Origin of the sequence: Flavobacterium swingsii (assembly GCF_900111965.1) — a bacterium.
GTDB classification, from domain to species: domain Bacteria; phylum Bacteroidota; class Bacteroidia; order Flavobacteriales; family Flavobacteriaceae; genus Flavobacterium; species Flavobacterium swingsii.
The window spans coordinates 31,110-42,843 of record NZ_FOJT01000004.1 but is presented as its reverse complement, the minus strand read 5'-3'; the positions used below and the strand labels follow the sequence as shown (position 1 = coordinate 42,843).

Annotated in this window: 9 protein-coding genes; 3 read left to right on the top strand and 6 right to left on the bottom strand. The window is 32.9% G+C overall.

Annotation, left to right across the window (positions count from 1 at the left end; genetic code table 11):
* The first annotated feature begins 2 nt into the window (after positions 1 to 2).
* From BM053_RS07330 to BM053_RS07320, 3 genes are read left to right on the top strand one after another with little or no spacing between them, the layout of a single operon-like run.
* Entirely contained in the window at positions 3 to 386 is a 384-nt protein-coding gene (locus BM053_RS07330; protein WP_091475746.1) for a DoxX family protein, read from the top strand.
* A gap of 48 nt (positions 387 to 434) precedes the next feature.
* A complete protein-coding gene (locus BM053_RS07325; protein ID WP_244148515.1) occupies positions 435 to 992 on the top strand; it encodes an RNA polymerase sigma factor in 558 nt (185 codons plus the stop codon).
* Positions 993 to 994: 2 nt separating this feature from the next.
* Positions 995 to 1,606: a cupin domain-containing protein gene (locus BM053_RS07320; RefSeq protein WP_143076474.1), complete on the top strand. Its 612-nt coding sequence runs from the start codon at positions 995 to 997 to the stop codon at positions 1,604 to 1,606.
* Between the two features lie 9 nt (positions 1,607 to 1,615).
* Here BM053_RS07320 and BM053_RS07315 read toward each other — a convergent pair whose 3' ends face one another.
* The 6 genes from BM053_RS07315 to BM053_RS07290 all read right to left on the bottom strand — a co-directional run bounded on the left by BM053_RS07315 (position 1,616) and on the right by BM053_RS07290 (position 11,646).
* The gene (locus tag BM053_RS07315; protein WP_091475741.1) at positions 1,616 to 3,889 is read right to left on the bottom strand and encodes a helix-turn-helix domain-containing protein; all 2,274 of its coding nucleotides are present in this window, start codon (positions 3,887 to 3,889) and stop codon (positions 1,616 to 1,618) included.
* A 211-nt stretch (positions 3,890 to 4,100) separates the two neighbouring features.
* Positions 4,101 to 4,673, bottom strand: a complete 573-nt coding sequence (locus BM053_RS07310; protein WP_091475738.1) for an OmpH/Skp family outer membrane protein — start codon at positions 4,671 to 4,673, stop codon at positions 4,101 to 4,103.
* Positions 4,674 to 4,944: 271 nt separating this feature from the next.
* A complete protein-coding gene (locus BM053_RS07305) occupies positions 4,945 to 5,793 on the bottom strand; it encodes a class I SAM-dependent methyltransferase (protein ID WP_091475735.1) in 849 nt (282 codons plus the stop codon).
* A gap of 61 nt (positions 5,794 to 5,854) precedes the next feature.
* Positions 5,855 to 7,726 (bottom strand): tRNA uridine-5-carboxymethylaminomethyl(34) synthesis enzyme MnmG, encoded by a 1,872-nt coding sequence (gene mnmG, locus BM053_RS07300; RefSeq protein WP_091475733.1) that lies wholly within the window; start codon positions 7,724 to 7,726, stop codon positions 5,855 to 5,857.
* Positions 7,727 to 7,877: 151 nt separating this feature from the next.
* Positions 7,878 to 8,297: an rRNA maturation RNase YbeY gene (ybeY, locus tag BM053_RS07295; protein WP_091475730.1), complete on the bottom strand. Its 420-nt coding sequence runs from the start codon at positions 8,295 to 8,297 to the stop codon at positions 7,878 to 7,880.
* Positions 8,290 to 11,646 (bottom strand): coiled-coil domain-containing protein, encoded by a 3,357-nt coding sequence (locus tag BM053_RS07290; protein WP_091475727.1) that lies wholly within the window; start codon positions 11,644 to 11,646, stop codon positions 8,290 to 8,292. The genes ybeY and BM053_RS07290 overlap by 8 nt, the downstream gene beginning before the upstream one ends.
* Between the last annotated feature and the right edge of the window lie 88 nt (positions 11,647 to 11,734).

The following is an 11,734-nucleotide window of genomic DNA, read 5'->3' as shown; positions in this document are numbered from 1 at the left end:
CCATGGAAAACCTTGCCTCACTTTTTGTTTTACTTTTTCTTGCCATTACTTTCTTGCAATCAGGATATGATAAATATACCGACTGGAACGGAAATTTGTCTTGGCTCACCGAGCATTTCTCAGGAACTATCTTTGCTAACAAAGTGCCTCTTGCGCTAAAAACTGTTTTGGTTTTCGAGATTCTCGCAGGGATTTTATGTGTAGTTGGTATGATAGAAATGTCTATAAGTGGCGGAACAACTTTTGGAAAATACGGTGCTTGTTTGTCTTGCGTTACTTTACTTATGTTGCTTTTTGGACAACGCATTGCCAAAGATTATGACGGAGCCAGAACTATTGTTATTTATTTTATTCCTGCAATAATGGGCGTTTATTGGTTGAGTTAAGTAAGATGTGAAAAACAAGCATAAAAAATCAATTAACACAGGGTAATTTTGAGAGAAAAAATAGTCTATAATCATGATGATTTGGTGATTTTAATAAAAAATCGAGATCAAAAGGCATTTGCTTATTTATACGACAATTATGCTAAAGCAATATTTGGTGTCATACATTCTATTATTGAAGATGTCGAGGAGTCTGAAGATATTTTGCAAAAAACATTTTTAAAAATCTGGGATAATTTTGATAGTTATGACACGTCAAAAGGAAGGTTATATACTTGGATGCTTAATATTTCTAGAAATATGAGTATAGACTACAAAAGGTCTAAACATAATAAAAACAAAATCCAAAACACCAATCAAAACGTATATACCTTAAACAATCTTACTACTGAAGAAGATTCGTTAGATACAATTGGATTGAAAAAAGTAGTTGGAAAATTAAAATCTGAACATTTAATTCTTATAGAGCTAGCTTATTATAAGGGATATACGCAGGAAGAAATAAGCAAAGAACTAGACATTCCCATAGGAACTGTAAAAACAAGGATGCGAAAAGCGCTTCTAATTTTGAGAGGACAACTAAAAGAAAAAACACAAGTACAATAAAAATGGATACTATACAAAATTATATAAATTCAGGAATACTAGAGTTGTATGTGTTAGGCATGACTACTGATGAAGAAAATATTGAAATCACAAAATTTGCTGAAGAAAATATTGAAATAAAAGAAGAAATTGATTCTATTTCAAAAGCCTTACAAATAACTTCAGAAGCGTTTGCTCCAGAAATTTCTCCAGCTTCAAAAGCAATGATAATGGCTACTATTGACTATACTGAACGTTTGAAAAATGGCGAAGAGTATGCAATTGCACCATTGTTAAATAAAAATAGTACTGTTGCCGATTTTAAAACATGGATTAACAGACCCAATATGCAGGTTTCTGAAGATTATGAAACCATAGATGCAAAAATTATTAGTGCTAGCGAAGAAGCAACAACGCTTATCGTTTGGCTAAAACACGGAGCTCCAATTGAAGTTCACGACAAAGAATACGAGCATTTTCTAATAGTTGAAGGTAGTTGTACCATAACAATCGGAGAAGAAGCACATGATCTTGTTGCTGGAAGTTATTTATCTATTCCTTTGTTTATAGGTCATAGCGTAGCGGTAACTTCGGATATTGCTTGTAAAATTATTTTGCAAAGAGTGGCTGCTTAATTTGTATAATTAACCCGCATTCAAACTCGATTTGTACATTTTTAACTCGTCCCAAGTAAATTCGTCGCCGTATTTTTCCTTGAGCGGGTTTAGGGTTTCTTCTTTGTAACCAAAAAAAGCTTCGGCTAAAGCTGCGATTTTGTCTTCTGGCAAAACATCGGTAATGGCGACAGTTCCAGATTCTATAAGCTTTGCGAAATGTCCGCCAATGGTTTGTGGTGTGAGTTTTCTAATTGCTGCAATTTCTTTGATAGAATTTTTTTCAATCCACAATTCGTAGGTTTCTTGCACCGTCGATTTTTTAGCTTCTTTCGGTTCTTTTTTCTTTTTTGCATAACGTTCCACGTCGAGATCATCATCAATTAGGGTGATGTTTAATCTTTTGAATTCTTCGTGAATCGCATCAATTTTATTGATTTTGTAAGATTTAATTTCTTTGGAAGTCAAATTTTCTTTAGAAATTATATCGCCCGAAGCTATTGTTTTTACCAGCAATTTGGCTTTCATCAATTTAAAAATAGCATTGATTTGTACTTCTTCTAAAACTGATAATTCATCGAACAACATTTTTGCTTTTTTGATGCGTTTTACTTCTTCTATTTTCCATAAAACATCATAAACAATGCTGTCCATTTGTTTGAAAAAATAATTATAAGCAGCATCGACTCTTTCTTTAACAAAATGAATATCAAAAGGTTCTGTGTTAAAAAGTTTGTCTAACTGACTCAAGAATTTTCTGGCTGGTTCCTGAATTTCGGTAATACTATCGGTTTGTTTTTTTGCCCAAATCGAATGTTTCGATTTTGTTGATGCTTCGCCTTTTTCGTTATAACTATACAAATGATTGCGCCATTCTTGAGCCAAATCGGCCCAATCGAAAGTAGATTTTAGGAAATTATGCAAGAATCTGGTGGTTTCTTGTTGCAATGATTTTTCTAATTTTTCTTCCGATGCTTTATTTTCGGCATAATCCATCACATCGATATCGTTCGAAATACCATTCATTTGTAACGGAGAAAGTAAAACCAAGCCCTCTAACGAGCGTAAACGCGATAACGCAACGTAGGCTTGTCCTGGCTGAAAAACTTGCGATACATCGAGCGCCGCTTTATCAAAAGTTAATCCTTGACTTTTGTGCACTGTAATCGCCCAAGCCAACTTAATAGGGTAGTGGACAAAGGTTCCCAAAGTTTCTTCTTCAATCTCTTTTGTATTGGCATTTACCGAATAGCGGATGTTTTGCCATTCGTATTTTTCGACTTCAATCGTGGTGTTTTCTTCAGGAAAATGTACTAAAATTTCTGCTTCCGATAAGGATTTGATAATTCCCATTTTTCCATTAAAATAACGTTTTTCGAAAGCCAAATCATTTTTTACAAACATAACTTGCGCACCTATTTTTAGTTGCAAATTCTGATCTATTGGGTAAATTTTTTCTGGAAAATCGCCTGTTATTTCTGGTTTGTACTGGTATTGTTTTCCTTCTAATTCTTCCAGCGCTTTAGCATTCATACCATCAGCTTTTGCGTTGTGCGTCGTTAGTGTGATGTAGCCTTTATTGGCTTTGAGATCGAAATTTGGTTTTACATATTCGTTTAAATTCTCAATATCTTGTGGCGAAATCCTGTTGTTTCGTAAATTATTTAAAATGGAAATAAAAACTTCATCGGTTTGACGAAAAATCTTTGATAATTCGATATATAACGGCGGATTTTGCTGAATAACGTGCGAATGAAAAAAGAATTTTCCTTTGTAATAATTGCGTAATGTTTTCCATTCTTCGTCTTTAATTACAGGCGGTAATTGCAATAAATCTCCAATAAAAAGCACTTGAACGCCACCAAAAGCGATTTTTTTCTTGCGAATAGATTGCAACATATGATCAATTCCGTCGAGTAAATCGGCACGAAGCATACTGACTTCATCGATAATTAGCAATTCCATATTTTTGATAACTGATTTTTTCAAACCACTCATTTTAAAATTGCGATTTAAAGTCGCTTTCGATTCAAATTTTATATATTCTGAAAATTGTGGAACAGTATTATCTGGAATAAATCCGCCAAAAGGCAACTGAAACATCGAGTGAATCGTAACACCACCAGCATTTAGCGCAGCAATTCCTGTGGGTGCCACTACAACACAATTTTTGTGTGTGGTTTGAATAATTTCCCGTAAAAGTGTCGTTTTTCCTGTTCCTGCTTTTCCTGTAAGGAAGATATTTCGCTGGGTTTGGTTGATGAATTGTAGAGTGTAATTGGCTTCGGCTGAGATGTTTTCCATTTTGGCTTGTATGTATTGGGCAAAAATATTGAATTTATTTTAATGTTTAATCTTAGATTGAAACTAATTACACAGAGATTCACGAAGAAAAAACACAGAGATTCACAAAGTTTTTTAATTTTCTTCGTGTATCTCTGTGGAATTTTTTAAATAATAAAAAACCTCCAACTAATTAAAGATGAAGGTTTTTTGAAATTATTTTTGAAAGAAATTATTTTTTCTCTGCTGCTTTTTCTTCTTTTTTATCCGTTTTTGGCTTTGCAGCATATTTATCGTTAATCATTTTTACTACATCTTTTGTAATATCATAACTGTCTTTTGCGTATAAAACAGTTGCTGCATCTCCCGTACCATAAATATAATCGTACCCTTTTTCTTTTCCGTAATCTTTGATAAGTTGTTTTACAGATTTTACTAAAGTATCCATTTCTTTTCCGCTTTCACCTTGCAATTGTTGCATCATCGCTTGTTGCGCATATTGCAATTCTTGTTGTCTTTGTTGCAATTCAGCTCCTTTTTGTTGTGCCCATGCTTGACCCTTTGCCATCGCATTTTGTTGGAAACCGTTCATTTCAGCTTTCAAGTTTTTTGCAGCTACTTCAAGCTCACGTCCCATTACTTCTCCTTTGGTTTTATACTTTTCGTCAAGTTCTTTTGCTTCAGTATAATCTTCCATCATTTTCTGAGTGTCGATGTAAGCTGTTTTATATTCTTTTGCTTCTGTAGTTTTGTTACAAGAAATTATTGAAAATGCAATTGCTGCTAATAATACTAATTTTTTCATTTTTATTTTTTTGTTGATTTTTAAATTTTGGTAAAAGTAATCTTTTTTTTGAAATGTTGATTTGGTTAATCGTTGATTTGGTTAATCGGTTATTTGGAAAAATTATGCCAATCTTTTTATTATAGTAAAATCTTATAATTTAATTTAAAAATATAGTTTTTTGCTATTAAAACAGGCTTTTATAAACTCGTTTTAAAAGAAATATTTTTTTCTTGCACTAATTTATATGTTTTTAACCTAAAACGTTTCTAAAAATGCTTTAAAATCATTTTTAGTTGTTTTTTATCACATAAATGTGGGAAGAATACTCTAAATTTTGTTTTGCTTTCAGATTTGACTTCAAACCGATGTAAAAGGCTTTTATGAAATTCATTTTTCCGTTTTTATATTTTTCTGATAAAAGTGACACATAAAAACTATCGAAAATCATTGGAAGGATTTTTATAAGATTCATATTCTCCTTAGCAAATAATTTTTCGATGGAAATTTTAGAGAAATGCCACAAATGTCTTGGCACATCATAAGCTGCCCAAAATTCTCCATAATATTTTGCGTCAAATGATTTGTAATTTGGAACTGCAATAATTATGGTTCCGTTTGGTTTTACTAATCTCTTTAAAATTTTAATTTGATTTTCTAAATCAGGAACATGTTCTAGAACATGCCACATCGTAATTACATCGAAAGAATGAGATTCGATACTTTCCAAATTTTCTGCAAATGATACACCTTTTGAAATTGAAATGGTTTTTGCCTTTTCATTAGGTTCGATTCCTGTAATTTGCCAACCAGCTTTTTTTGCTGTAGCTAAAAAATCGCCCGTTCCAGCTCCAATATCCAACAAGCTTCCTTTTTGTGGATGAAAAGAATTTATTAAACTTACTTTTTTATTTAAAGAATACGATTTGATAATCTGGTATAATTTCTCGAACAAAGATCGTTTACCATCAGTATGTGAAATATAATCTTCACTTTCGTAATATTTTGGAAGAACATCTAGCGAAGGTTGTGGATATGTTTTTAGTAATTGTAATTCTTTATCGAGAAGTAATTCGAAATTTTCTTTGGATACTGAATTGTCTTTTACTTTAATAAAAATGGATTTGTTTTCGAAATTCATATTATAATTTGCAATGAATGTTTGTTTTAATTTTAATTAAGTTTCACGTGGAACAATTGATTTATCTTCCAAGGAAAACCAACAATACCGAAATATCACTTGGCGAAACTCCAGATATTCTTGACGCTTGCGAAATGGTAACAGGTCTAATTTTAGATAATTTTTGTTTTGCTTCTATAGACATCGATTTGATTTGATGGTAATCGAAGTTTTCTGGGATTTTTAAATCTTCCAAACGTGTTTGCTTTTCGGCATTGGCTCTTTCTTTATCGATATAACCAGAATATTTTACTTGAATTTCTGCTTGTTCAAGAATTTCTTGATCTACATCACTATTAGCAACATATTCTGCGACATTATTAAATTTTAAAACATCTGCTAACTCTATTTGCGGACGAGAAAGTATTTTAAAAATCTTATCTGTCTGATTTACTTCGGCAGTTTCTTTAGCAATTAAAACCGGATTTGCTTCAGCAGGAGTAATGCTAGTTTCTCTAAAGAAAGCCACCATTTTTTCTGATTCATTCAGTTTGTGCTCCATTCGTTTCAAACGCGCATCAGATGCCAAACCAATTTTATTCGACATTGGAGTCAATCTAAAATCTGCATTATCCTGACGCAATAAAGTTCTGAATTCGGCACGAGAAGTAAACATTCTGTAAGGTTCTTCAGTTCCTTTGGTAATCAAATCATCTATTAAAACTCCGATATAAGCTTCGTCACGTTTTAAGATTAAAGGCTCTTGTTCTTTCACCTTGAGTGCAGCATTTATTCCTGCCATCAATCCTTGAGAAGCCGCTTCTTCGTAACCAGTTGTTCCATTTATTTGCCCTGCAAAATACAAACCTTCGACTAATTTGGTTTCTAAAGTATGTTTGAGTTGCGTAGGAGGGAAGTAGTCATATTCGATAGCATAACCAGCTCTGAAGAATTTTACTTTCTCGAAACCAACCACCGAACGCAATGCTTTAAATTGAATATCCTCTGGTAAAGAAGTTGAGAATCCGTTTACATAAACCTCACAAGTATTCCAACCTTCCGGTTCAACAAACAATTGATGACGGTCTTTATCTGCAAAACGATTTATTTTATCTTCGATAGAAGGGCAATATCTTGGGCCTAAACTTTTAATTCGACCGTTGAACATTGGCGAACGTTCGAAACCTTCACGCAATATATCATGAACCAAAAGAGAGGTGTAAGTCATGTGACAATCTCTCTGGTGCGCCAATGGTTTTGTTATATCTGAATACGAAAATTTAGATGGGTTTATATCTCCTGCTTCTACATTCATCTTAGAATAATCTAACGAACGACCATCTACTCGAGGTGGTGTTCCTGTTTTCATCCTTCCAGATTCGAAACCAGCTTTAACCAAATCTTCGGTAATTCCGTAAGCGGCACTTTCTCCAGCACGGCCACCACCAAATTGTTTGTCGCCAATATGTATTAATCCATTAAGAAAAGTTCCATTAGTAAGCACAACAGATTTGGCACGAATAGTCAATCCCAAAGAAGTTTTAATACCCAAAACTTTATTGTTTTCGATAACCATTCCCGAAACCATTTCTTGATAAAAATCAAGATTAGGAGTTCCTTCAAGCATCAATCGCCATTCTTCAGAAAAACGCATACGGTCACTTTGAACTCTTGGCGACCACATCGCAGGTCCTTTCGACTTGTTGAGCATCTTGAATTGAATAGCGGTTTTATCTGAAACAATTCCTGAATAACCACCAAGCGCATCAATCTCACGAACTATTTGTCCCTTAGCAATTCCGCCCATAGCAGGATTGCAAGACATTTGCGCAATGTTTTGCAAGCTCATTGTAACTAATAGGGTGGAGCAACCTAGATTTGCTGATGCCGCAGCAGCCTCGCAACCTGCGTGACCAGCACCAACAACTATAACATCATATTCTTCTAAAAACATTTTTTGATTGTGAATTGCGAATTACAAATTACGTCTTCTAATCGTTTTTGTAATTCAAATTATGCTTTGTTCCACGTGGAACTTTTCAATTAAAAATCATGAATTAAAAAATTGTTTCACGTGAAACATAATTCGTGATTTAGATTTTGCGTTATTGTTTCACGTGAAACAATTTTATTTTTTCGTCTTCCTTAGAGCGCATTAACAACTCGTCAGATTCAGATTTATCCTTGTAACCGCAGTAGTGTAAAACACCATGAATCATAACGCGTTTTAATTCTTCTTCGAAAGGGACCTTAAACTCTTCTGCGTTCTCACGGACTCTTTCGATAGAGATATAAATATCTCCGTGTATTTCATTTCCTAAAGAATAATCGAAACTTATAATATCCGTTAGTGTGTCGTGATTTAGATATTGTTGGTTAATTTCAACCAAGTAATCATCGTCGCAAAAGATATAATTTATCTCGCCTTCGGATTTGTTTTCTGAAACTATAACACTAGAAATCCAATTGGTATAAATGGTTTCTTCTTGTATTTCGAAATCTATTTCGTAATTAAAACTAATCATTTTTCTTAAAATATTCTTGAACCTTGCGGTCAAAATTCGAGCGCAAAGGTAGTGTTTGTCTATTTAAAATTTCAATACTATTCAAATATTCTTGAAGCTTTTGCGGTAGGGGATTTGCAGTATTGTTAAAATCTTTTTTATTTGTGTTAGATTGTCTTTTCGAATCTTGATTTTGTTCCTGAATTGCTTTCTCTAATTTGAGTAATTCATACTTCAAATTAAGTGCTTTCTGAATCGCATCGTTAGAAAACCCTTTGTTGATTAATTGCTTTTCTATCTGTTTCATTTGCTCTAAAGCATTTTGCCCAGCTCCGCCCAAACCATTTTTCTCGAGTTCTTTTTGCAAAGCATCACGCAATTGTTGTTGCTCTTTAAGAATTTCTAAAACTGCTTTTGCATTCCCTTCACCATCTTGTCCATTTTCGCCTTCTCCTTTTCCGTCACTTCCTTGACTAGATTTTCCTTCTTTTCCAGACTTGCCGTCTTTTCCTTCGCCTGGTTTTTCTCCGGGCTTATCTCCCGGTTTGTCACCTGGTTTTTCTCCTTTGGCTTTTCCATCTTTCATTTTCTCACCAAGACCTTGCTGCTTTTTGATAATATCTGGTAATTGCATTCCGCTGCCTTTTCCTTTTCCTGGTTTCGGTTTTCCTTTGCCCATTCCAGAAAGTGACATTTGCATACTGTTTAAAACATCACTTAAAAAGTTGGCTAAATTATTGGCGCTTGTTAAAGAAAATTGCTGACTTGATGTTCCTCTCGCGATTTGATTGTCGGAAAGCAAGTCGATACTTTTATCAATATTATAATGAACCTTTCCAATTTCGGTTGTTACTTGTTCGCTTATTTTTGGATTACGCAATGACATCGCAAACAAACTATCATCAACATGTTTGAATTGTTGTTTTAAATCTTGTTGTGTTTTTAAGTGTTTCGAAAATGCATTTGATGTATTGGTTATCGCTTTAAAATTTTTAATTAACGATTCTTGCGAAAAAGAAAACGCCAACAAATTATCTAGAATTTGACGAAGCATTGCTACGTCTTCTTCCATTTGCTCTTTCTCTCCACCTTCCATTTCTTGAGCCATTTTTTCGCTCATTTCTTTCATTTTTTTAGCGGCACTTTTTTGTTTAGGCGAAGCTTTGTCTTGCTGTTTCTTTTGTAATTCTTCCGATGCTTTTTGCAAATCTTTATCGATGCTTTCTTCCTTTTCTTTATCTTGAGGAATATCTAATGGCGATTTAAGTTCTTTATTTTCTTTATCTAATTCTTTTAATTCTTCCTGAATTTTATCAAACTCTTTGTTAATCTCGTTTTGCTTTTCTTCAGAATTTTCTTTTTTATCATCAGCTAACTTGTCTTCTTTTTCAGAAAGCTTATCTAACTTATCAGCTAGTTGTTCTGCTTTTTTCTCGACATAATATCTTTTAGTTAACTCAACCAATTGTTCTAAGGTCTTGGTTTGGTTTTTACTTTTTTGTTGAAACTTTTCTAATTTTTCTTGTATTTCTTCTTGATCTAATTTTTCGTTCAATCGTTTCAATTCGTCCAGAAGCTTTTGATTTTTTTCTAATTCTTCTTTCGATTTTTCTAAACGTTGTTTTAATAATTCTTTCTTCGGATCATTTTCTTCAGCTTTAAATTTTTCTAAATTATCTTTAATCTTTTCAGAAAATTCCTTCATCATTTCGTCTTGTTGTTTCTGACGTTTTACGAAGTCATCTAATTTTTGCTTGTCTTTATAATCTAAATCTTTTTTCTCTTTATTAGTTTTTTGTAATTTTTCTAACTCAGAAAGTTGTTTGTCTTGCTTGCTTAATGACTTTTCTAAAGCATTGATGTTTTCGTTTTGCTGTTGCAAATTTTCATTTTCCTTTTCTTCGACAGTAGATTCACGATATGAAAACTCAGATGACTTTGTGCTTTTATAATGATGAATGGCATCGTTATCAAAAACTTCAAAATAATATTCATACGCCACACCATCTACAATTGGCAACGTGCTTGGAAAAGAAAACACAAACTGATCGAAATTACTTTGCTTTACAGCGATGGTTCCACGTTTAGCAGCTTCTGGATTGTCTTTTGGAAAATAAACAACACTCAGCTTCGAAAACCCATAATCGTCCGAGATTTGGCCTAAAACATATTCTTTAGAGCCTTTTAAACTATCGGCAGCCATCTCCACTTTGATGGTTGGAAACTGATCTTTTACTACATTGATAGCATAATTGAGTTTTTCGTAGTTTTTTATCGATTTATTAGAAGTAAATATCTGATATTCTGTATTTTGAAAGATACTTTTACTTAAATTGAATGTATTTCCAGAATTTACAAACGAATACGATTTATTGGCTTCAATTAGATTGATGCTTTGAGTTGCAACCGTATTAATTCTCCAAGTGATTTGTGTGCCTTCGGGAACAATGGCATTCCCAGTTCCTTTGATAATTTCAAATTTCTTATTCAGATAATTAGGGAAATTAAGCAACATCTCGAAATTTGCAATGGCAGGAACGGTAATCACATTCAAAGTATAATTGATTGATGAAACTTCGTTGGCTTCAATATGAAAATCGATGTTTTGCATCGGTTTCGTCAATACAAACTGAAATTCTCCTTGCTTGGTGTTTTTCATAAAATAACTTTCGTCACCAATAAAAATCATGGCTTTTTCTGGAACAACATTTCCAACGGTTTTTACCTTGAGAATAAAATCTTTGTTTTGTTCGGTTTGCAGGTTTTTGTTTACCAAAGTAAATGCAAACGGCGCTGGTGGCAAAAATTGTTGTTTGTAATTTACCACACGATTCATACTTTCGGTAATCAGTTTTTGTTGTCCTGAAAGCATTAGAAACAAAACAAAAAACAAAGGAATTAATGCTAATGGCAAAAATTTTCTGTTCTTTTTAAAATCGATAGCATTAGAAAAAGGTATCGGTTGTAGTGAATTTGCTTTTTGGTTTATTGATGCTAAAAGTAATTCTGATTGGTTTTTGTCTTCTGATAATTGAAGGAAATTAGTCAGTTTATCATTCACCTCAGTGAAATGATTCCCAATAATTTTAGAAGCTTCGGTATAATCTATTCCTTTTTTAAGTTTAAATAATTGGAATATTGGAAATACTATAAATCTGACCAACAAGAATAATTGAACCAAAACAAACATCAAAAACAAAAATGTTCTTCCTGTTGGCTTCAACCAAAGGAAATATTCGATAAAACTGGTTACAAAAAGATACAGTAATCCCAAACCAACAAAGAAAATTGTTCCACGTAACAATTCATTGGTATAGAATTTCTTGATGAAATCTTCTAATTTTTGAAATATGAGTTTTGAATTTTCCAAAATAAAGCAATCTTTTTAACCTATAAAAGTAGTAATTTTAAAATTCTAATGAGTTAAAAATATATTAAACAGATTTTTAAACTTTATC